The sequence below is a fragment of the Chryseobacterium sp. CBo1 genome, assembly GCF_001693475.1.
Lineage (GTDB): Bacteria > Bacteroidota > Bacteroidia > Flavobacteriales > Weeksellaceae > Chryseobacterium > Chryseobacterium formosense.
Genome location: NZ_MAUH01000067.1, coordinates 133,066 through 154,233, shown reverse-complemented (window position 1 = coordinate 154,233; position 21,168 = coordinate 133,066). Strand labels below are relative to the sequence as shown.

Here is a 21,168-nt window from a genome sequence, read left to right as displayed (position 1 = left end):
TTATATTTGGAAAATAAAAAAAATCTCTGCTGTAAAATGAAAAGAACTGTCTCTATTTTTTTTGCTTTACTATGTACGACAAGCTTAGCTTTTGCACAAGGTAAATACGGAAAATATCTTAATTCAAAAAAACTTGCTTTAGCTTATAAAACTGTAAAACCTGCTGAAAAAGACGATTACTATCAACAATATTATTGGTTGGTAAAAGCAGAACAGCTAAAAACTTATCCTCACCTTGCTGATATTAAACCTGTTGTTTTATACAATTTCGTAAAAAAAGTAAATCCTCAGAATCCTACTAAAAAACTGGATGACAGAGGTAAAGAGCTTAGAAAAACAGCAGAATTATCCTTAGACCAATATTTCAAGAATAAAAACTTCCAGAATAATCAGGTTTTGTTATTAAATCTTGAAACGTATGTAGATCCTTCTCAGGGAGAGTATTTCACAAAAGTTGATGCTGAAAAAATCAAGCAGTTGGTTCCTAAAGAATTCTACGGCTTTACTTCTTTAAATAAAAAGACGCACGAAGAAATCAACTATTATCTTTGGGTTGATAAAAAGAATGATAAATTCAAAATCGTTGACGTGATCCCGAATGAAAAAGAGAATGCTAAATTCTATGCATCTGTGAAGCAATATCTTCCAAAGTATAAGTTTGAGAAAAAATTTATGCCGACTGTAAAAAAAGGAACGAAGGCTGATAAAACAGATAAAGATTTCTTCTACATCATGCCATTCGAACAGAACAAAGATAACATCGAATACAAAACAGATGATTTTGAAACATTCACATTGAGCCAGGTAAAAAGAGAAGGTGAAGCATGGATTGGAGTAGAAAAACCAAGAAAATAAGTTAAAATCTTATAAAATAGAAGCCCTGAAAGTTGATTTCAGGGCTTTTTATTTATTTTAGCATTAAACAAAATTCACTGCACTATGAAATTAAGCTTTAGTTTATTATCTCTTTTTGTCATTTCGGCAATTTCCGCACAATCTTACAAAGCAGTTTATGATTTCGGGTGGAAACCTCAGAAAAATTCTGCCGAATTTCTGCACGAAGATTTTGCTTTGATACTGAATGAAAATAAAACGTCTGAATTTTTGTCTTATATTAAATTTAAAAATGATTCCACAAAAACTGCAACCGTAAAAGACTTTAAAAAAATAGGGCAAGGCAGCATTTCTTTTAATTATAAATATGGCGAATCTAAATTCAACGAAATCATTACAAAAAACTATGGCAGTAATGAAATCTTATTTGAAAAACAGCTTCATGATAAGATTTTCATCATCAATAATTCATGCAAAATAAATTGGAAAATCAGTTCGGAGAAAGATAAATTCTTAAGTTATCCTATACAAAAAGCAACGACAGAGTTTGGCGGAAGAAAATGGATTGCATGGTTCACAACAGAAATTCCTGTACAAGATGGTCCGTACAAATTTTATGGTTTGCCCGGTTTAATTTTAAAAATAAATGATTCCGAAAATGAATTTATTTATGAATTGAAATCAATAAAAAAAGAAATCAATGATATTTCTGAAAGAAATTTTATGAGTCAGAACATCATTAAAACGACTCCTGAAAAATATCAAAAAATCTGGGATGACTACAAAAATGAGCCTTCATCTATTTTCAACTATCAAGCTCCGGCAAGCAATGACGGCTGGAATGCAGCATACACGATCGGAGGAGGAGATCCAAACGACAAGAAATACAGGGAAAGTTATGATAAAAAGGTTAAAGAATTTTTAAAGAGCTTTGAAAATCCGATTGAGCTGAAAAATACATGCCTGTAATTTTTAATTCGGATACAAGTAGGCAACAAATCTTGTTTAGGCTACATATTTTTACCTTTTAATCTTAACATTTGACCATTAAGAAATTTAAATGATTAAGATGAATTAAGCACATATCAAAGATATTTTTAAGCATTGCGCTTACTATTTGACAAGGTCAAATTCTTAACAATTCTTTTCTATGAAACTTTATATTTCTTAATGGTTAAAAAATCTTTACTGATTCGCCATCGTCACATAAATAATTCTTCCGCCTTCTTCATTGGAAAGCAGTATTTTTTTGCCTTCAGTCAGCTCCACCATTGAATTGGGCGGAACTTCTTTTTGCTCGGTTAAATCTTTCATGCTTGTCAAAGTCTGATTCACCAGAACCCATTTATCCTGATAAAAAGTAAAATATCCGACCGGTTTTTTATCTTCTGCGGTCAGACTTTCATTCCGAATTACTTTTCTTGAAACATGCCATTTAAACAAATACTGATTGTGATAAACCATCAATCGGTGGTTTTCCGGCTTCCAAACTTCATCATCATATTTAAAATACAAATCGAGAACGGGTAAAGTTCCTTTGTGGGAAGTTCCACAGAACGGACATCTCGGCGTTTGAGTATTGTCGAAAACATACCATTTTTCGTTGCACTCAGGATTTTGGCAAGGCTGAATTAAATCGACTGTTTTCAACAAAGCAGTTTCCCATTCGGTCGCCAAAGGTCTTTTAATCGGATCATGAAGTCCGTCAATAAAAGCTTTTTTAAACAATTCGGATAAATAAGGACCTGTAACGGTGTAAGGAATTTTATTGGGATCACCCCAGAAAGAATCCCATTTTTTAAGATATTCCGTTCTTACTTTATTGCTGGAATCTGTCGGATGTTCTACAAACAGAGCTTTTTCGCCCATTGAAATGATTTCGTCTTTTTCAGAATCCAAATCCCAGATTTTACCGCCTCTCAAAGGATGGCGCCGTAGAAGATACATATAAATAAGAATCGCCAAAGCATGAAGATCGGTTTTCTGATTCGGAAGCTGTCTTCCCGGATCATGCAGATGCAAATGTTTTGTTTTTAAAACTTCCGGAGCAATGAAATCTGCAGTTCCAATCACTTCAGGCGGAAATAATTTCGGAACAACCAATCCGTCAATATCAATAATACAAGCCGATTTTGTCACCGGATCTACCAGAATATTATTATATGAAAGATCTGAATGCGCCAAACCCATCTGATGCAGTTTTTTGATTCCTCGTGTAATGTTAATAGCAATCTGAAAATAACTTAACCAATCACCTAATTCTGATTTGTCTAAACGAAGCGGGTAATGTTGATTTCTGAACATCGGAGCCGTAAACCACTTCCCTACTTTATCTCCACCCGCAATATTATCTGAACCAAAATATCCTTTGGCAAAAAAGAATTTCTGATGATAAACAGGAACCACGATCCCTGTCAGATTATTTTTCTGAACAATATCATAAGGCCATCTGAAAACCTCATCCAGATAATATTCTGAAGCATTTCCGTTTTGAATATTCACCAAATAAGTAGAAACAATTCTTTGAATTCTTTCCTTTTGTTCATTTTCCAATGGTGTTCTATAAAAAGCCACCACGTATTTTCTGTCCGGCGAAAAATAAACATCTTTTACGCCACCTTTTACAGGGTTTTCATCTACATATTCATACGATTTTGAAGTATCTAAAATCGAGGAAACGGTGGTTGTTTTTTTCATTTGAGAATTAATACTTATAAAAACTATTGAACAGCATGTGGTTGATATTTTAGATTTTTCAGTTTTTCAAGACCGATTAAATCACAATCAAATCTATGATCTATTAAATCAATAAAATTAAACCATACATCAAACTGATAACTATATTCTGACCTTAAAAATTTACTACCTTGAAAAGTACCAAAAATATTTATTTTATATATTCTTGATTCATTAGGTTTTAAAACTATTGTTTTATCTTGTTTAAAGAAATCAATATCTGCAGTCCCAACATCTTTAGGTAATAAATTACCATTAGAATCAACATAAAATATATTTTCTAACTGAGCTTTATAATCATGAAAACTTTTTAAAACTTTTACCTTTTTAGTACTTAAATTAGTAACAGAAAAAGAAATTTCACCTTTCTCTTGAACATCTGAAAGGTCATAATTTATTTTAAGTTTACATTTATCATTCTGAGCCGAAACAAAAAATGAAAAGATAAAAAAGTAAAAAAATATGAGTTTAAATCTCATGTGGAATTAACTTTAAAGTTAATAAATCACTGCCAAAGTTCTGTCATCATGATTTCCTTTGCTCCAGAAATCCATCCAGGAAAGAAGTTGTCCGTCGATTTGTTCGTCATCTTGAAAATCAACTTTCAACTCATCTTCATTATGACCATTTAAATCATCAAAAAAAGTTTTCCAGCTTTCGATATCTTCTAATTTGTTTTCGGTAATAAATTTCGGATCGTAAATTCCGTCGGTCATTAAAACCAGTTTAGAAAAATCTTTAGCATGAGTTATTCTGAAACGTGAAGAAATATTTTCGTCAAAAATTTCACTCATCGTAATGAAACGGGTTCCCCCGCCGAATTCACCAACATCCATTGTATTCAGCAACTGTACATCAGAGAAATCTTCATTGATCAGATTAATCGGACAATCACCAACACCAAAACTTAAAATTACATATCCAAAGTCAAACTTTTTAAGCAAAGCAAAAATTAAAGTGGAATGAAAATCTTTTAAGGTGACAAAATGATCATCTGCCTGTTCTTTTAAAAATTTAAAAGTGTTAGAAACACCTTCATATAAAAGTTTAATGATATTTTGTTTTGCCTCCGAATCTTCTTTTTCAGAATTGAAAATCTCGTTAATATGAACATCCAATTCGGCTAAAACTTCTACCTTTTTAAAATAATTATTGATTGATTGTGTTGCCAATTCGGAGCCGTACCTTGCCAATTGCGCCGAACCCGCGCCATCTGAAACCGAAATAATATTCCATGAATTCGGTAATTCTTTTACGGCAAAATCATCATCTCTGAATTTTCCTTCATGTGCATGAGAGCGACCTCGTTTTGAAGCCACCACAATCTTTTTATCTGAAAAATTTCCTTTGAATTTCACTTCATCCGCTTTATGAAAAGGCGCTTCTTCATCAGACGGAATATTCTTCCATAAATCTTTTGGATCGGCATTGACGAAAAGCTGTGCTTTTTTAAACTCAACATTTTCCTGATCATGAACATGAAAAAATTCAATCTTCAGATCGTAGGTATCACTTTCGGAAGGAATTCCTTTAATCGCATTTTCTTCAAAACTTAAACCTGCCAAATCCAACCCTGAAACATCTTTAATTCTGATGTTCGGAAACTGTTCCATCGGAAAAACAAACTCATATTTTTTCTTGGAATTTGCATTAATAATCGGAAAAAATGCATCGGCAAATTCTTCTCTTTCTTTATAAATAATTGCTTCGTGCATAATTTTTTTCTGAGCTTCTATAATCTGCTGTAGACTGTTCTGAATTTCCGTCTGCGTCAACAGTTTTGAAACCACTTTATCCGTGATTTTACCATCATAGATATTATGATTTTTCAAAATCTGCCTGATTGTGTTTTCCATTTAGCCTAAAGTTCGGTTGATGTCAAAACCTTCATTGCTGAATCCGTAATAATCTGAAGTTCCGCACCAAGGGCATTCGTTGTAACCTTCACCTTTCAAGCAATGAATTCCACCGCATGAACAGGTTGCTAAAGCAATCGGATTGGCACAATGCGGACAAGACGGATTTCCGTGCAACTCTTCCACCGAAATTTTCTGAAAACTTTTCTGAGCCGAAGAAAGTCGGTAATAGGAAGAATCATCAATTCTGTAAGTTCCTTCAAGTCGGTAATATCGGGTTTGCATTCCAGCAATTCCGGAGTCGGCGAAAGCTTTTTTATATTTAATTAAATACGATTTTTTTGATTCTGAACATTTTCCGTTCAACACCACAAAATTATTGTCAGGAAACCATTGCTGAGCTTCAGGATCAATTTTTTCTAAAATACTATGATCAATTTTAGATAAATTAATACCATCCTTATTGGCTTCCGTCACGCTCTGACTCGTCGTTTTAATGGAATCGGTCACCCATTTGAAAAACTCTTTGTAAGAATTTTCCGAATGGTTATTAAACAACAAAACATTATCTGAAAGTGAACCCAACAGTTTATAATTTGTATTATCACCAATCGATATTGCAATTGTGTTTGATTTTCCGTGGTATTGGGTCGTCCATTTTTCAATAGCTTTGTGGGCATCATCAGTCGGAACGCCGTCTGTAAAAAGAAAAACAAGAGGTTTCCAGTCGCCTTTTCTGTCGTAAGTTGTTTTTACAATATCTTTATCAATGCATTCCATTACTTTGAAAAGACCTTTTGCCAGAGAAGTTCCGCTTCCGACAGGAATTTTTGGAGGATAGAACGAAATAATATCCTGCAACGGCGTAATCACTTCTGCTTCTCCCGCAAAACCAATTACCGAAATCCACACTGTTTCTAAGGAGTACGGATCTTTTTTTAACTCACGAACGATGGTAGAAATACCTTCCTGAACCTGGTCAATCGGTTCACCGATCATCGATTCGGAAATATCTACCAGAAAATAAATGGGAAGTCTTCTCATAATTTAGACTTAAATTATTTCATTTGAATTTTTAACACAAAGAGCGCAAAGTTTTTAACTACTAACTGCTTTTAAGTTCGCAAAGGCGTTTCACTCAGCTAAGAAATACTATTTTTTTCTTAAATAATAATATTCAGTTCTGAAGGTGGCGGCGGAAGACTGATGCTTTCGCCTGTCCCTTGTGATTTTCCACCCATTGTAATGGATGAACTTACCCATTTGAAGAATGAAGAGAGTGTTGCTGCATCTGTAGTGTCTAATTTCACTACATTATCCGTAAGTTCTTTGAGGAAACTTTCATCAGCTTTCGGACCTGCTGCGCAACCTACGATCGCTCCAAAATCCATATTTTTAATTACGGGAATCATCTGTCTGTACTTCTGAATATCGGAAGGTTTTCCGTCTGTAAAAATAAATAGAAGAGGTTTCCAGTCGCCTTTCACTTCGGTTGAACCTTTAATTAAATCAACCTGAACCAATGCTGAAACCAGTTCGAGAGCAGCTCCTGTATGAGTTGGTCCACTATCCGGACAGGTAATTTCCATCGGATGAAAACTCGCCAGATCAACCATCGGAATAATATTTTTCACCTCACGATCGAAAGTCGTGACACTTAAATGCAGCGTATCCATCGCTTGCGGATCTGATCTCAACATACTAATTAGCCCGTTGAAAGCATTATTGAGTGCATGGATAGGTTCTCCATTCATCGAGCCGGAAGTATCCAGCAGAAAGTAGGCTAATAATCTTCTGTTCATCGTAGGACAGTATTAAATTGCTATTGGCAGTTGGCTTTTGACCAATTGCTTTTTATCATGATTAAAATTCTGATAGAATTAGTAAGAATACCTCTGAAGAATATCTACAAAACTATCTGAATGATTTGGTTCTCCCAAGGCACGGAATTTCCAGTCACCGTTGTGTCTGTAAGCTTCTGCAAAAACCATAGAACACATTCCGTTCATGCTTGCGTCTCCGGAAAGACTATATTTTGTGATTTCTTTTCCTCTTGCATCCACCGCACGGATAAATGCATTATCGATCATCCCAAAATGTTGATTATTTTTTCTTCCCATATAGATCGTTACTATGAAAATAATTTTCTGATAACGTTCATCCAACTGGTCTAATTTAACGATAATCTGTTCATCATCTCCGTCTCCTGCTCCGGTTCTGTTATCTCCGGTTAACCAGATATGTCCGCTTGGATGCTGCATTGAATTGAAATAGATCACATCTCCCTGATAAAGCCCCATTTGTCTGCCGTCATTGGTTTGAACAGTTCTTCCCAAGTTGGCAACTTTTCCGTTTCCATCTAAAAGAAATGCAACTGCATCCAGATCGTATTCTGCTTCTTTATTGAAAATTTTCCCGAAAAAACCACCTTGCTTACGAACATCCCAACCTAAACCGATGGTTACCTGAGATAAATCATAAACACTTTCTCCACGGTCGTTTTTCCTTAAATCTATTGTTTGACCTTTCTGTAAATTAATTGCCATTTTTAATATCGTTTTTGTGTTATTAATTTTATTTTAACTTTTTTTAAACGCAAAGATTTTTTTTAATCTAATTGAGAATATTTTTCGTTCGCAAAGGCGTTTCACTCAGCAAAGTTAGAAGATGCTGCCATTGCAGTATGGTAGTAAATATCCTTATTTGATGATTTGACCTTTATAGTATTTCTCTAAAAAGAAAGCAAGATCTGCTCTGTAACCAATTCCTGAAGCTTCAAATTTCCAGCTTCCGTTTCTTTTGTACAGACGCCCGAATTCTACACCGGTTTCTATCGAAAAATCTTCATCGAGTTCGTATTTTGCAATTTCCTGATGGCTGTTATTATCCACAACTCTGATGTAAGAGTTTCTTACCATCCCGAAATTTTGTTTTCTTCTTTCGAAATCTTCAATCGTTACAACAAAAAGAATTTCCTCTACTCTGGAATCTACTTTTTCAAGATCGATAACAATTGCTTCATCATCATCTCCATCGCTGCTTTTTCCGTCCGGATCGTCTCCGGTATGCGTTAATGCTCCATCAGGAGAATTCAGATTATTATAAAAAACAAAATATTCGTCACCGATCAATTTTCTGTCTGAATCAATCATGATTGCTGAAGCATCCAAATCGAACGCATGACCAGTTCCTTCATTCGGATCCCATCCTAAACCAATTGTCATTTTTGTAAGTCCTAATTCGATTTTCTGCCCTTTCTGTAAATTAATTGCCATAATTTATAAATATAATTTTTCCCTTAAGATAGATTTGATTTTTGAATTAACCAAATTAATGATAAAAAGTCATACGGTTTTAAACTTTTTTTAATATTCCTAAAAAAAATTAAACAAAAAATCCTGCTTCAAACGAAACAGGATTTATACATAAATTTAAAAATAAATTAAACTTTATTCTTCGATCATATTATTTCTGGCTTTTGCCAACATTGGAATAGAAATAAGTCCCATTACCAACATGACAACAATCTGTAAAGGAAGCGAAATAAAAGAATAGGTCAAGCCCATCTCACCACCCAATTCTGCACTTTTACCCATAGCTAAGAACAGTGCCATAAAACCGAACTTCATTGCCAAATTAAATGCTCCAATCCCGCCACTTGCAGGAATAATCATTCCCAAAGTCCCTACAACGATGATAAAAAACCCATCAGCAAAAGTAAAATCTGAAGTTTCAGGCAATGCAAAACATACAAGATATGCCGCAAAATAATAAGATACCCAAATTCCTATTGTATATATAGTGAACTTCCCTTTTTCCTTTAGTTTAAAAATAGATGTCAAGCCAAGAAGAATTCCGTCAATGATTCCAATGATTTTTCCTAAAACAGGAACATTGACAAACTTATTTTTAAAAACAAAAAATAAAACCCCTGCAACCGCCAAAATACCAAGAACGATTAAAATCTTATTCGGGTTTATATTGACACCTGAATTTTCATAAAATGACAGAATTGCTTCATATTTAAAGATCAAAGTAAGACCTAAAAACCCAAGCATACAAATCAAATCAACCACTCTTTCCAGAATAATTGTTCCAAAAGATTTATCTACCGGAACTTTTTCAACACCATACAACGCAGTTGCTCTTGCCAATTCACCACTTCTCGGGATGGTAAGATTCATCAGATAACCGAAAGACAAAGACCAAAGTGCATTTGAGCTTGAGATTTTATGTCCCATTGGCTCCAACAGCAAATTCCAGCGAATTGCCCTAAACCAATATGCCAAAAGCGCAAAAACAGCCGCAAAAGCTACCCAAAGATAATTCGCCTTCGCCAAAGACTTCTGAATCACCTTAAAGTCTAATCCTTTCAGCGCCAACCACAAAAAAAAGCCTGCAAAAGCAAGCGAAATTACTACAGTTAATACAGATTTTAAAGTTTTATTTGATTTCTTCTCCATATTTTACGTAAGAAGATTTGTTTTTTCGTCCGGGAAAACAATTTTTGGCTGGAAATCTTTGGCTTCTTCCGGCGTCATCTGAGCATAAGCAATGATGATAATAATGTCATCACGCTGAACTTTTCTTGCGGCAGGACCATTTAAGCAAACTTCTCCCGATTTTCTTTTCCCTTTGATCACATACGTATCAAAACGTTCCCCGTTGTTTACATTCACGATATAAACTCTTTCTCCTACTACCAAACCTGCAGCCTCGATAAGATCTTCGTCAATGGTAATACTTCCTATATAATTAAGGTCTGAAGCCGTAACTCTTACCCTGTGAATTTTAGATTTGAATACTTCTATTAACATGATGCAAATTTATTAATAATATTTAAGAATATCATTCTAAAATGAAATTTACAACTATCATATTTTGAGGCAATTAATTTAACTCAATCTAAAATAACCTGAATTATTTTACAAACTTAACAAGCATATCAATAAAAAAATCAATAGTTCACATCAAATTAAGAATTTAATAAATTTAAAAACAAATAACTATAAATCAGGAAAGTCAATGTACATAAGTAGTTGGCACGATTTTAGTATCTCAGAACCTAGATTTTTCGCAAAAACATTAATTATGAAATTTTAACCGATTTCAAGAAATTTTAAAAAAAATCAATAAGTTTTCGCAAAAAATTTGCACAATTTGAAAATTGTTTTAAATTTGCTTTTATAACTAACTAACTTTTAATATTAAAAATTATGAACAAGTCTGAATTAATCGACGCAATCGCAAAAGACGCAGGAATCACTAAAGTAGCAGCAAAAGCAGCTTTAGAATCTTTCATCTCTAATGTAACAACAACACTAAAGTCTAAAGACGGAAAAGTATCTTTAGTAGGATTCGGTACATTCTCTGTATCTGAAAGAGCTGCAAGACAGGGTATCAACCCAGCTACAAAGAAACCAATTAAAATTGCTGCTAAGAAGGTGGCTAAATTCAAAGCTGGTGCAGATCTTTCAACTGCTGTTGCAGGAGCTCCCGCTGCAGGAAAAAAGAAATAATCTTTCGATTATAAAAAACAAAACCTCATCATTGGATGGGGTTTTTTATTTTACTAAGGAGCCAACCGTGAAATTTTCCAGTCCAGATCATCGAGCTTGTAAAGAATTCTGTCGTGCAGTCTGTTTGGTCTTCCCTGCCAAAATTCTATTTCATAAGGCTTTGCAATATATCCGCCCCAGTTTTCCGGTCTGGGAACTTCTGTATTTTCGTATTCTTTTTCTAAATTTTTCAATCTTTCTTCCAAAAACTCACGATCAGGAATTTCCTGACTTTGCGGAGAAACTGCCGCTCCCAATTGGCTTCCTTTAGGTCTCGAGTGAAAATAACCATCACTAAGGTTTTCAGCAATTTTTTCCATATTTGCTTTAATGATGATTTGCCTTTCTAAGCCAGGCCAAAAGAAATGCAGACAGGCTTTATGAGTTTTTTCGATTGAATTTCCTTTTCTGCTGTTGTAGTTGGTATAAAAAATAAATCCTTCGTAAGTATATTCCTTTAGCAAGACCATTCTCGTACGCGGACAACCGTCTTCTTCAAGCGTAGAAATGGCCATTGCATTTGCCTCAGAAATCGATGGATTTTCGGAAGCATCCAAAAACCAATCCCTGAATTGCTCGATAGGATTCTCTTTAATCTCACTTTCAATAAGTTGTGATTTTTCGTAGACTTTTCTCTTATTATGAAGGTTTTCCATGAATATTTTTTATTAAATTTGAGTATGAATTACTCATACAAAGGTAAAATATTAATTTCCACGCCTGATATTTCCGGAGATATTTTTTCCAGATCGGTAGTGTTGGTTATTGATCATAATGAAAGTGGAGCATTTGGTTTAATTCTGAATAAGAAAAACAGCAAGATGAGTAATCGTTTCAAAAATTTCTTTGATTTTCAGATTGAAGTATATGACGGCGGTCCTGTAGAAAACGATAAAGTTTTCTTCATTATCAAAGGGAAAAAAGTGACCGAGCAATACACCGATATTACCGATGAATTCTATTTAACGGAAGATATTGAAAGAATTATCAATGCTGTTCTTCAGAACGAAATCAGCATACAGGATGTAAAAATATTTTCAGGATATTCCGGCTGGTCTTCTTTACAATTAGACCATGAAATTCAAAAAAAAGTTTGGACGGTTGTCGATGTTTACAATCTGGATTACACCCTTCCAAATGATCAGACCTTATGGAAATCGATTATGCAAAATCTTGGCGGAGAATATCTTTTGTGGGCAAATGCACCGGAAGACATTTCATTAAACTGACCATTACTTCACATTGAAGCGATATACATTTAACAAATTTTAAGTTTTTGTTAAACAATTATTAAGATACTTTTTACGTTCTTTGATAACCTAAAACAACGAACTATGAAAGCAATAAAATTAATGGCTTTATCATTAGCTTCTACCGCAATTCTTTCATTCACACCCGTTAGTAAAAAAATCATTGTAATCGACGCCGGACATGGCGGAAATGATTTAGGAGCTAATAAAAATGGCATCTTAGAAAAAGATCTTGTTTTAAAAATCGCTCAAGAGATCAAAAAAGCAAACAACAAAGACGGGAAATACGAAATTGTTTTAACCAGAGATAACGATACTTATGCAACTCTTTCGGAAAGAACAGCACAAATCAATAAGCTCAATCCGGAAATGGTTATTTCTCTTCACGTCAATTCAACACCTGAAGCAGACACTCCCAAAAACGGTCACGAAATTTTTATTCAAAATACCATTGAATCTAAATCTTTAGCCGAAAAATTATCAAAGAAACTAGGAGAATGTAATATCAGAGAACAAAATCTTCATATTCTTAAAAACTCAAAATCACCTGCACTTCTGGTGGAATTGGGCTACATCAACAATACAAAAGAAAGAGAATACCTGAACAGCAATGACGGACAAAGAGAAATTGCCCAAAAGTTTGCTGACTTCATCAACGAAAATTAATTTTAAAAATACAATTTCTGATCTTATTCAGAATAAAACCCGGTAAAGGACTTCACTGTTGTTTACCGGGTTTGTCAATTTTTAGAAACTTTGTTTCCAACTTTCAATCAGTTCTGTGAAGCGGATATTTTCAAAAGTTTTGTTTCTTATTTTTTTTACGGATGAAATTCCTTTTTCATCGGAAACCAATAATATTTCTTCTGCTTTCTGAGATTCAAAAGCAATAATCTCATGTTCCTGAATATCGGCAAGATTATTTTTGTGCAAGAACGTTACAAAATTTTCCAGCAAAGGCGAAATATAAGCTCCTTCAGACTGCTTCGGAACTTTGATTACATTACCTTCCAGAAATAAAAGATTTCCAGTGGTTGCTCTTGCAATTCGTTTATTAGGATTTAACAAAATTACGTCATCCAAATCATTTTCCTGGGCGTAAATTCCGCCATAAATATTTTCCGGACAGTGAACACGAATATTGCTCAAAAGGTTATTATTAACGTTAATTTCCTTTATTAAATCCAATTCCAATGGTCTTTGCTGAATAGACAGAACATCTTCCATCTGTTCTACTTCAAAATAATAGGAAACCGAAGATTTAGATAAAGTAATTCCGTCTGAATTTCTGAACACCAGAAAATTGATGATTCCGTTCTGAACACCGTTTCCTTCAATCACATTTTCAGTAAAAAGATTCTGAAAAAACTCTAGTGTATAAGTAAGAGGAATGTTCAGTCTCATTTTTCTCATCGATGCCATTAAAAAGAAATAGCATTCTTCATCCATAATCAGCTTTGAATTTCTGATAAAAAATGAAGCTTTCACTGCATCTCCTGATAGAAATGCACGGTTTCTCAACTGTAATTCTTCTGAAGTAAAATATGTATTTTCCAAAGTATGAGTATTTATAAAAAAATAATGAACGATAAATCGTTCATCAGTTTTGTCGTTTAAAAACAGTACAGCTTACCATTAAGCAGCACCTAATTTTATTCTAAGGTTTTCGATAAGGTTTTCCCAGTACATTGCGTTTTCCTCTTCATCTCCTTCCTCACAGAAATCTGTAATATTTAAAGCTAAATCTTCTGTAATATCATCAATTGTAATCGTCATTTCAAAGAAGTTTTTCGTTCCTTCATCCTCTTCCCATCTATAACGAACGAAACTTTCCGGCTTATATCTGATTAAAGTTGCCTTTTCAGCAGGACCTCCTCCCCAACTGAAAAAGAAATCATCGCCTTTCTCTACTACCTCATCTGCAAACCATTCAGATAATCCCTCTGCAGTTGCAAGATATTCGTACAAAATCTCTGAAAGACAGTGCATTGGGAATTCGTAATGGACTTTATGTTTCGCCATATAAACTTATTTTTAACGTGACGCAATATATAAATTAATTTTTTTATTACACAAAATTATATTTAAATTTTCATGATTTTTATCAGAAACATTTTTATTGTTTCAAAATGAATCTTAATAAAGATTTGCAAAATTATTTTTCAGCAAAAAAGCCTCTTAAAAAGAGACTTTAGACTGAGTTATTTGTGATTAATCTTCATTTAAAACTTCTAGAATAATCTTGCAACCTTCCGTAATTTCTTCTTTTGAAATCGTCAGCGGCGGAGAAATTCTCAAATATTCATTTCGGTAAAGTTGCCAGAAAACAATCAGGCCTTTTTCCATACATTTTTTTGCTACATTTAATGTAAATTCAGGAGTTCCGAGATTCACAGCAAGCATCAAACCTTTACCGTTGATATTTTTAATTTTAGGATGAACCAAAAGTTCACGGTATAACTTTTCTTTTTCGTCTACTTCATTCATCAAGCCACTTTCTAAAACTTCTTTCAGCGTTGCATGGGATGCTGCAGCAATTAAGGGATTCCCGCCAAAAGTTGTAATATGGCCTAATTTCGGAGAATGCGAAAGAGTTTCCATAATTTTTTTGGAACTCATAAATGCTCCCACGGGAACACCACCACCCATTCCTTTTCCCATCACGAGAATATCCGGAACGATTCCGAAATGTTCAAAAGAAAATAATTTTCCCGTTCTTCCAAATCCAGGCTGGATTTCATCAAGAATTAATAACGCTCCTACTTCCTCACATCTCTTTTTTAATTTAATTAAATAATCATCATTCGGAACTAAAAAACCTGCTGCTCCCTGAATGGTTTCAAGAATGACGCACGCTGTTTTTTCTGTGATTTTATCGAAATCTTTTTCATTATTAAACTCTATAAAAGAAACCATCGGCAACAAAGGACGGAATTCTCTTTTGTGGAATTCATTTCCTGAAACACTTAGTGCACCATGCGTATTTCCGTGATAGGAGTTCTTGAAAGAAACGATTTCTTCTCTTCCGGTATATCTTTTTGCCAGTTTTAAGCTTCCGTCGATCGCTTCTGCTCCACTGTTTACCAAATACGTAATTTCTAAAGGATCAGGTGTAGCTTCTGCTAATAATCTGCACAATTCGACAGGTTTTTCCTGAGCATATTCGCCATAAACCATTACATGAAGATATTTATCAGCCTGCTCTTTGATCGCGCTCACTACTTTCGGATGCGAATGCCCTAAAGTATTGGCGGAAACTCCCGCTACAAAATCAAGATATTTTCTGCCGTCTTTCCCAAAAACATAGCTTCCTTCTGCTTTTTCCACTTCAAAACCGGCCGCAAATTGGGTAGTCTGAGCCTGATATTTGAAAAAATCGTTTTGCATTTCCATTGTCTGAAAAATTTTAGGCAAAGCTAAAGAAGATTTGATGAATAGGGAAATTATAGTATTAAAAAAGACCAGTTTAAAAACTGATCTTTCTTTTATTTCCTCACCCTTTTTGGTTTTTTGGCTTCTTCTTTTGCCTTTTCCTTATCTTCCGCTTCTTTTACTTTGTTGTAAAGAGCATCATTGGGCTCGTATTTAATTTCTTCATTATTTGGAGAATCGACGAGAATATCCTGCCATTTCCGTATTCTGTCTTTGGTATTCCAGTTAAAGTCGGGGAATTTTTTCTTTTCAGGAGCAATCATACTCATCGGATAGGTTTCATCAGTTGCGCCAATGCTGCAGGAAATGATCTGAACTTTATTCTCTTCGAAAAGAGCACCAATGATTCCGCAGCTTGAAAGCGTAATTCCTATTCTTTCGTTCACTTTTGTCTTTTCGTTATAATCATCTGCATATGTAATAGACTGCGCATTTCCTATAACCTTAATCTGTTTAATGTCTTTACCTTCATAGTAAACAGTCATCAAATTTCCTTTCACCTGATGAAATTCATCAATAAGATTAAGAGAATCTACTTTAGCAATAGCCAAACCGTTTCCTATAACTTTTAAAGAGTCTATATTTTCTGTTTCCGTATTAAAGTAAGCTTCAATTTTATCTCCTGTAACCTGCTTTTCACCACTCCATAAAATAGGATCGGTGTACATGTGCAAAATTCCGTCTGTTTCATTGAATGCTATTGAATCTGCTCTTCCCTGTGCATCAGATTTATAGATCCTTGCTTTTTTGAAAGCTCTCAGATAACTTTTCTTTTTGGTAATATCTGCCGTATCAGGTTTCTGGTAAGACAGGATGTTCTCCGAAGCAAAATAAATAGAATCTTTCTCAAGAATCTTTACCGCATAAGGTGATTTTGTCATCATTGAAGAATCTTTCTTTTCGAAGATTTCACCATAACCGCCTTTAATATATCTTTTTTCTAAAGGATCATCAAGCGTCACGTTTCCTGTGGCTTTTCCAAAACCGGTCAGCTGGTTATAATACATCTCATCACCGGTAAGAATCTTATCATTATAGTAAATCCTCGAATTTTTCGTCAGAAAAGATTCTTTGGTATTCATATTATGCGTTCCCTTTTCGGTAATAATTCTGTTTTTGGGATTTTTATTGTTGGTAATCGTAGTATAACCGTTGATGGTAACAATGTTTGTATTTTGATTCTGTACTACGTTATCTCCTTCCAAAGTATAATCTTTATCTACAATTTTTACTCTTCCCGTAAGATCAATGGTACGGGTTGTAAGGAAATACGTTGCGGTCTTTGCATACGTTGTACTTTTTCCATCAAAAATGGTTCCTCCCGTATTGTAATAAGCCTGATTGGAAACCCTGTCGTAATACATGGTTTCGGTTTTAATGATAGTACCTTTAGGATCGGTAAGAACTACATTTTTTTTGGCAACCCCTTTTTGAGTATTTCCGTCGTACTCCATTTCTGAAGAGGTGATGACAGAACCATCAGAATTCTGAAGCTTTACATTACCAATTGCTCTGATGAAGTTTTCTTCTTCGTATCTGATGACTTCATCTGCTGAAAGTATAGAACCCTGATGTTCGATCTGAACATTTCCTTTCAAATATTGATTTCCATCATATTGTGCAGGATCTTTAATAATTTCATCGGCATGGATGATTCTTACTTTTTGTGCAGGTTTACTTTTCTGCGGCTGATTTTTTACAGGATTTTGTAAATAAGCATCACGCTGCGCAGGTTTAGGATTAACCTGAGCCAAAGCGAAAGAGGAAATAAAGAGAAAGAAAAAAAGAGTCAGTCTCATTAATTAATCATTCTTAGTGCCATAAAAATACAGCGAATGCGAATCAATTTTTACGCCAAAAGCTCCTTCTATTGCTTCTTTAATTCCCTGAATTCTAGGATCACAGAACTCGATAATCTCTTCAATTTCCTTATCAGAATCTTTCTTGTAAATCACCAAATGATCGTGCTGCTTATCGAAATAAGACTTTTCATATGAAGATGAAGTCAGCGTTTTTTCTCCAAACTGGTGTTTACGGATCAATCCCGCATCAAGGAAAATCTCTATCGTGTTGTAGATTGTTGCTTTCGAGACATGATATTTTTTCTGCATCATCAAAAGATACAGATCGTCTACATTGAAGTGATGATCCATATTATAGATCTCCTCCAAAATAGTGTATCGTTCAGGCGTATTACGAAAGCCTTTTTCAAGCAGGTAATTTCGTAAAACGTCTTTAATTAAAGTTATATTTTTTTCTTTTTGTAAAGTATCCATCAAAAAATTTATCTTACAAATTTATTGATTTTTATTTAAATCAATATGATCCATTTCAGTCTCCCAAAATTTACCTTAAGAATTATGCCTTAAAAATTCCGACTGCTGTATTTTGCTGCTTGAGATCGTTTCTTCCGTTAGTGGAGCCGATTCTACGATAACATTATGCGATGTAACACCCCAAGATTTGAAATCATCGCTACCAATATATTTAACAAAATTGTAAATATTTAACGTAATTTTTTGTTTTACCGTCAAAAGAATATCGTTGATATAGGTGTTATCTATGATCACATATTTCAGATCCGGCGGGATATTGTGTGCTCTTAAAGACGGATGACTGCTTCGTGAAGGAATTGTTCCGTCTGCCATAAGATCTTTCAGAACCATATTGAAATAATCGTTGATCCTACGATCTACTTTAAAACCTAAAAGGAAATTTATTTTATAGATCGTTCCCGGCAAAATTTCATCTACACTGTATTTGAACGTATAAGGATCTTCCTGGTTTACAATACTCAAAATAAAATAATGATCGGCTCTTTTTGGCTGTTTTTTTATAATCGAATAAATAATTTTAGATTCGATTTCGTTATTACGTTTAGCACGGCTAAGGTAAGCAAGATTGGTACAGTATTTCGGAATTGTTTCATCCAGCTTCATGTCTTTGATGATGTTGACGTATTTATCAATTTTCACATAGCTTGTAAAATTAGCTTTCAGTAATCTACCATTATACCAAGCGTACATACAAACCGCAATAAAACCACCCAGAACCATCGTTAACCATCCTCCATCAAAGAATTTGATCACATTGGCATAGAAAAATCCTGATTCTAAAAACAAATAAACCGCAACAAAACCAAAAATGAAAACTTTATTCATTCTAGTACGGCTCAGCCAGAATGTAAGCAAAATGGTGGTCATCAACATCGTAATGGTAATCGTTAAACCATAAGCCGCTTCCATATGTTCGGATTTCTGGAAGAAAATAACCACAATAAAACAGAAAAACATCAATCCCCAGTTGATTCTCGGGATATACATTTGTCCCTTTACTCCCGAAGGATATTCAATATGCTGATTAGGCCAGAAAGATATAGACATGGCTTCAGAAAACATGGTAAAAGAACCCGTAATTACAGCCTGACTTGCAATAATCGCAGCCGCAGTTGCCAAAATTACTCCCGGTAAAACTGCCCATTCAGGCATGATTCCGAAGAAAGGATTTACTCCAGTGAAAACTTTCTGGTAATTATCAAGCAACCAGGCACCCTGTCCCAAATAGTTCAGGATCAGCATAACTTTAACAAAAACCCAGCTTACACGAATATTTTTAGCACCACAATGCCCTAAATCTGAATACAATGCTTCAGCTCCTGTTGTACACAGGAAAACCGCTCCCATGATAACGATTGCGCTTGGCGAGTGCGTAATCAGATTATACGCATACATCGGGTTGAATGCTTTTAAAATTTCAATATGATCTACAATATGAATCGAACCAAAAATTCCTAGTACTAAAAACCAGGTTACCATGATAGGACCGAAAAACTTCCCAATAGAAGCTGTTCCGAATTGTTGTACTACAAAAACAATAAAGAGGATAAAGAGCGTTATAATGACAACCGGTGTCTCTGGATTGTAGATTTTAAGCCCTTCAATTGCCGACATTACAGTAAGAGATGGTGTGATAACACTGTCTGCAACCAAGGTTGATGCTCCGATAATTGCGACGACATAGAGCCATTTCTTTTTTAGCTTTTTGACTAAAGAATACAATGCTAAAATACCACCTTCACCACGGTTATCTGCTCTTAGGGCAATAATAACATACTTTAAGGTGGTCTGGAGAGTCAGCGTCCAGATGATACAAGAAAGCGCTCCTTCTATATAAGTCTCGAAAGGCATTGTAGCACCCTGATTTCTTGCATTGACAATCGCTTTCATTACGTAAAGCGGTGAGGTTCCTATATCCCCGAAAACGATTCCGAGAGAAACAATGACTCCCACAAATGAAAGTTTCTTAAGGTCGAAGTGATGACCTCCTTCTGTAACTTCTGCCATGTCAGCGAATTATTTTTTTTAAAAGCGCAAATTTATACTAAATTTATGATGCAGCGTCATATTAGTCATGCATTATATAAATGAAAAAACTTCCTTTCGGAAGTTTTTCTCTATAATCGCTTACAATTATTTAACGTACATTGCTTTCTTGATTTCCTCTTTCACTTTTTCAAGTTTCGGGAACCACTCTGCAAATAAAGCTGATGAATATGGAGCAGGTGCATCAGGAGTTGTAATTCTCTTGATCGGTGCATCCAGATAATCAAACGCTTTTTGCTGTACCATATAGGTAATCTCTGAAGATACTGAACCAAACGGCCAAGCTTCTTCTAAAATTACCAATCTGTTTGTTTTCTTCACCGAAGCTAAAACAGTATCGAAATCCAAAGGACGAACCGTTCTTAAATCGATAACTTCTACAGAAATACCTTCTTTAGCCATATCTTCAGCTGCCTGAATAGCCAATTTCATGATTTTACCAAAAGAAACCAAAGTAACATCAGTACCTTCTCTTTTAATATCTGCTTTACCGATTGGCAAATAATATTCTTCTTCAGGAATTTCCATTTTATCGCCATACATCTGCTCAGATTCCATGAAGATTACAGGATCATTATCCTGAATAGCTGTTTTTAATAATCCTTTCGCATCATAAGGGTTTGAAGGAACCACTACTTTAAGACCAGGAATGTTTGCATACCAGTTTTCAAAAGCTTGAGAGTGCGTTGCTCCCAACTGACCTGCAGAAGCCGTAGGACCACGGAAAACGATAGGACAGTTCCACTGACCACCACTCATCTGACGGATTTTTGCAGCATTGTTGATAATCTGATCGATCCCTACAAGCGCAAAGTTAAACGTCATATACTCTACAATCGGTCTGTTACCATTCATTGCTGCACCAACAGCGATACCTGAAAAACCAAGCTCTGCAATAGGTGTATCGATTACACGTTTAGCACCAAACTCATCCAACATTCCTTTAGAAGCTTTGTATGCACCATTGTATTCTGCTACTTCTTCTCCCATTAGAAAAATGGATTCGTCTTTACGCATTTCCTCGCTCATTGCCTGTGCAATTACCTCACGAAAAGTATATTCTGCCATATTTATTTGAAAAATTTAGAGTACAAAAATAGTAATTATTTATTATTTACAT

General features: G+C 34.6%; 22 protein-coding genes. 5 read left to right on the top strand and 17 right to left on the bottom strand.

The window, feature by feature from the left end; genetic code table 11:
* The first annotated feature begins 36 nt into the window (after positions 1-36).
* Together BA768_RS19465 and BA768_RS19460 are read left to right on the top strand one after the other, a co-directional pair.
* Positions 37-855, top strand: coding sequence for a hypothetical protein (locus BA768_RS19465; RefSeq protein ID WP_034673271.1), 819 nt, complete (start codon positions 37-39; stop codon positions 853-855).
* An 84-nt stretch (positions 856-939) separates the two neighbouring features.
* A complete protein-coding gene (locus tag BA768_RS19460; RefSeq protein ID WP_065722074.1) occupies positions 940-1,803 on the top strand; it encodes a GLPGLI family protein in 864 nt (287 codons plus the stop codon).
* Positions 1,804-2,019: 216 nt separating this feature from the next.
* Here BA768_RS19460 and BA768_RS19455 read toward each other — a convergent pair whose 3' ends face one another.
* The 9 genes from BA768_RS19455 to panD all read right to left on the bottom strand — a co-directional run bounded on the left by BA768_RS19455 (position 2,020) and on the right by panD (position 10,243).
* Entirely contained in the window at positions 2,020-3,531 is a 1,512-nt protein-coding gene (locus BA768_RS19455) for a helix-hairpin-helix domain-containing protein (RefSeq protein ID WP_065722073.1), read from the bottom strand.
* A gap of 23 nt (positions 3,532-3,554) precedes the next feature.
* A complete protein-coding gene (locus BA768_RS19450; protein ID WP_034673263.1) occupies positions 3,555-4,049 on the bottom strand; it encodes a hypothetical protein in 495 nt (164 codons plus the stop codon).
* An 18-nt stretch (positions 4,050-4,067) separates the two neighbouring features.
* Positions 4,068-5,426: a PP2C family serine/threonine-protein phosphatase gene (locus BA768_RS19445; RefSeq protein ID WP_065722072.1), complete on the bottom strand. Its 1,359-nt coding sequence runs from the start codon at positions 5,424-5,426 to the stop codon at positions 4,068-4,070.
* Positions 5,427-6,470, bottom strand: a complete 1,044-nt coding sequence (locus BA768_RS19440; RefSeq protein WP_065722071.1) for a TerY-C metal binding domain-containing protein — start codon at positions 6,468-6,470, stop codon at positions 5,427-5,429.
* 119 nt (positions 6,471-6,589) lie between these two features.
* Positions 6,590-7,228, bottom strand: a complete 639-nt coding sequence (locus tag BA768_RS19435; RefSeq protein WP_065722070.1) for a vWA domain-containing protein — start codon at positions 7,226-7,228, stop codon at positions 6,590-6,592.
* A 78-nt stretch (positions 7,229-7,306) separates the two neighbouring features.
* Entirely contained in the window at positions 7,307-7,972 is a 666-nt protein-coding gene (locus BA768_RS19430) for a TerD family protein (RefSeq protein ID WP_034676942.1), read from the bottom strand.
* Positions 7,973-8,125: 153 nt separating this feature from the next.
* Positions 8,126-8,701 carry a TerD family protein gene (locus tag BA768_RS19425; RefSeq protein ID WP_047482038.1) on the bottom strand — a complete coding sequence of 192 codons (576 nt, stop codon included), beginning with the start codon at positions 8,699-8,701 and terminating at the stop codon, positions 8,126-8,128.
* A 174-nt stretch (positions 8,702-8,875) separates the two neighbouring features.
* Positions 8,876-9,889 carry a lysylphosphatidylglycerol synthase transmembrane domain-containing protein gene (locus BA768_RS19420; RefSeq protein WP_065722069.1) on the bottom strand — a complete coding sequence of 338 codons (1,014 nt, stop codon included), beginning with the start codon at positions 9,887-9,889 and terminating at the stop codon, positions 8,876-8,878.
* 3 nt (positions 9,890-9,892) lie between these two features.
* Positions 9,893-10,243 carry an aspartate 1-decarboxylase gene (gene panD, locus BA768_RS19415; RefSeq protein WP_029294648.1) on the bottom strand — a complete coding sequence of 117 codons (351 nt, stop codon included), beginning with the start codon at positions 10,241-10,243 and terminating at the stop codon, positions 9,893-9,895.
* Positions 10,244-10,642: 399 nt separating this feature from the next.
* Between panD and BA768_RS19410 the strand changes: the two genes are divergently transcribed.
* Positions 10,643-10,945 (top strand): HU family DNA-binding protein, encoded by a 303-nt coding sequence (locus BA768_RS19410; RefSeq protein WP_034673251.1) that lies wholly within the window; start codon positions 10,643-10,645, stop codon positions 10,943-10,945.
* 53 nt (positions 10,946-10,998) lie between these two features.
* Here BA768_RS19410 and pdxH read toward each other — a convergent pair whose 3' ends face one another.
* A complete protein-coding gene (gene pdxH, locus BA768_RS19405) occupies positions 10,999-11,640 on the bottom strand; it encodes a pyridoxamine 5'-phosphate oxidase (RefSeq protein ID WP_065722068.1) in 642 nt (213 codons plus the stop codon).
* Between the two features lie 24 nt (positions 11,641-11,664).
* Between pdxH and BA768_RS19400 the strand changes: the two genes are divergently transcribed.
* Both BA768_RS19400 and BA768_RS19395 read left to right on the top strand, forming a co-directional pair.
* A complete protein-coding gene (locus tag BA768_RS19400) occupies positions 11,665-12,213 on the top strand; it encodes a YqgE/AlgH family protein (RefSeq protein ID WP_065722095.1) in 549 nt (182 codons plus the stop codon).
* A 105-nt stretch (positions 12,214-12,318) separates the two neighbouring features.
* Positions 12,319-12,900: an N-acetylmuramoyl-L-alanine amidase gene (locus tag BA768_RS19395; protein WP_065722067.1), complete on the top strand. Its 582-nt coding sequence runs from the start codon at positions 12,319-12,321 to the stop codon at positions 12,898-12,900.
* 81 nt (positions 12,901-12,981) lie between these two features.
* Here the strand turns inward: BA768_RS19395 and BA768_RS19390 are convergent, their stop codons facing one another.
* From BA768_RS19390 to BA768_RS19360, 7 genes are all read right to left on the bottom strand, one after another.
* On the bottom strand, positions 12,982-13,791 hold the full coding sequence (locus BA768_RS19390; RefSeq protein ID WP_065722066.1) for an aminotransferase class IV: 810 nt from the start codon (positions 13,789-13,791) through the stop codon (positions 12,982-12,984).
* 78 nt (positions 13,792-13,869) lie between these two features.
* A complete protein-coding gene (locus BA768_RS19385) occupies positions 13,870-14,256 on the bottom strand; it encodes an START-like domain-containing protein (RefSeq protein WP_034673241.1) in 387 nt (128 codons plus the stop codon).
* 189 nt (positions 14,257-14,445) lie between these two features.
* Positions 14,446-15,621, bottom strand: a complete 1,176-nt coding sequence (locus BA768_RS19380) for an aspartate aminotransferase family protein (RefSeq protein WP_065722094.1) — start codon at positions 15,619-15,621, stop codon at positions 14,446-14,448.
* A gap of 98 nt (positions 15,622-15,719) precedes the next feature.
* Positions 15,720-17,465, bottom strand: coding sequence for an OstA-like protein (locus BA768_RS19375; RefSeq protein ID WP_065722065.1), 1,746 nt, complete (start codon positions 17,463-17,465; stop codon positions 15,720-15,722).
* A 3-nt stretch (positions 17,466-17,468) separates the two neighbouring features.
* Positions 17,469-17,942 (bottom strand): Fur family transcriptional regulator, encoded by a 474-nt coding sequence (locus BA768_RS19370; RefSeq protein ID WP_034673237.1) that lies wholly within the window; start codon positions 17,940-17,942, stop codon positions 17,469-17,471.
* Between the two features lie 75 nt (positions 17,943-18,017).
* The gene (locus BA768_RS19365) at positions 18,018-20,009 is read right to left on the bottom strand and encodes a KUP/HAK/KT family potassium transporter (RefSeq protein WP_034673235.1); all 1,992 of its coding nucleotides are present in this window, start codon (positions 20,007-20,009) and stop codon (positions 18,018-18,020) included.
* Between the two features lie 126 nt (positions 20,010-20,135).
* Positions 20,136-21,116: a pyruvate dehydrogenase complex E1 component subunit beta gene (locus BA768_RS19360; RefSeq protein ID WP_034673234.1), complete on the bottom strand. Its 981-nt coding sequence runs from the start codon at positions 21,114-21,116 to the stop codon at positions 20,136-20,138.
* Positions 21,117-21,168 lie beyond the last annotated feature (52 nt).

What these genes read in the sequence shown, in the direction of transcription:
- BA768_RS19440 (WP_065722071.1), bottom strand. Translation starts at nt 6,470, where the DNA reads ATGAGAAGACTTCCCATTTATTTTCTGGTAGATATTTCCGAATCGATG.
- pdxH (WP_065722068.1), bottom strand. Translation starts at nt 11,640, where the DNA reads ATGGAAAACCTTCATAATAAGAGAAAAGTCTACGAAAAATCACAACTT.
- BA768_RS19435 (WP_065722070.1), bottom strand. Translation starts at nt 7,228, where the DNA reads ATGAACAGAAGATTATTAGCCTACTTTCTGCTGGATACTTCCGGCTCG.
- BA768_RS19370 (WP_034673237.1), bottom strand. Translation starts at nt 17,942, where the DNA reads ATGGATACTTTACAAAAAGAAAAAAATATAACTTTAATTAAAGACGTT.
- BA768_RS19380 (WP_065722094.1), bottom strand. Translation starts at nt 15,621, where the DNA reads ATGCAAAACGATTTTTTCAAATATCAGGCTCAGACTACCCAATTTGCG.
- BA768_RS19450 (WP_034673263.1), bottom strand. Translation starts at nt 4,049, where the DNA reads ATGAGATTTAAACTCATATTTTTTTACTTTTTTATCTTTTCATTTTTT.
- BA768_RS19420 (WP_065722069.1), bottom strand. Translation starts at nt 9,889, where the DNA reads ATGGAGAAGAAATCAAATAAAACTTTAAAATCTGTATTAACTGTAGTA.
- BA768_RS19375 (WP_065722065.1), bottom strand. Translation starts at nt 17,465, where the DNA reads ATGAGACTGACTCTTTTTTTCTTTCTCTTTATTTCCTCTTTCGCTTTG.
- BA768_RS19360 (WP_034673234.1), bottom strand. Translation starts at nt 21,116, where the DNA reads ATGGCAGAATATACTTTTCGTGAGGTAATTGCACAGGCAATGAGCGAG.
- BA768_RS19465 (WP_034673271.1), top strand. Translation starts at nt 37, where the DNA reads ATGAAAAGAACTGTCTCTATTTTTTTTGCTTTACTATGTACGACAAGC.
- BA768_RS19385 (WP_034673241.1), bottom strand. Translation starts at nt 14,256, where the DNA reads ATGGCGAAACATAAAGTCCATTACGAATTCCCAATGCACTGTCTTTCA.
- BA768_RS19410 (WP_034673251.1), top strand. Translation starts at nt 10,643, where the DNA reads ATGAACAAGTCTGAATTAATCGACGCAATCGCAAAAGACGCAGGAATC.
- BA768_RS19455 (WP_065722073.1), bottom strand. Translation starts at nt 3,531, where the DNA reads ATGAAAAAAACAACCACCGTTTCCTCGATTTTAGATACTTCAAAATCG.
- BA768_RS19425 (WP_047482038.1), bottom strand. Translation starts at nt 8,701, where the DNA reads ATGGCAATTAATTTACAGAAAGGGCAGAAAATCGAATTAGGACTTACA.
- BA768_RS19395 (WP_065722067.1), top strand. Translation starts at nt 12,319, where the DNA reads ATGAAAGCAATAAAATTAATGGCTTTATCATTAGCTTCTACCGCAATT.
- BA768_RS19460 (WP_065722074.1), top strand. Translation starts at nt 940, where the DNA reads ATGAAATTAAGCTTTAGTTTATTATCTCTTTTTGTCATTTCGGCAATT.
- panD (WP_029294648.1), bottom strand. Translation starts at nt 10,243, where the DNA reads ATGTTAATAGAAGTATTCAAATCTAAAATTCACAGGGTAAGAGTTACG.
- BA768_RS19365 (WP_034673235.1), bottom strand. Translation starts at nt 20,009, where the DNA reads ATGGCAGAAGTTACAGAAGGAGGTCATCACTTCGACCTTAAGAAACTT.
- BA768_RS19400 (WP_065722095.1), top strand. Translation starts at nt 11,665, where the DNA reads ATGAATTACTCATACAAAGGTAAAATATTAATTTCCACGCCTGATATT.
- BA768_RS19445 (WP_065722072.1), bottom strand. Translation starts at nt 5,426, where the DNA reads ATGGAAAACACAATCAGGCAGATTTTGAAAAATCATAATATCTATGAT.
- BA768_RS19430 (WP_034676942.1), bottom strand. Translation starts at nt 7,972, where the DNA reads ATGGCAATTAATTTACAGAAAGGTCAAACAATAGATTTAAGGAAAAAC.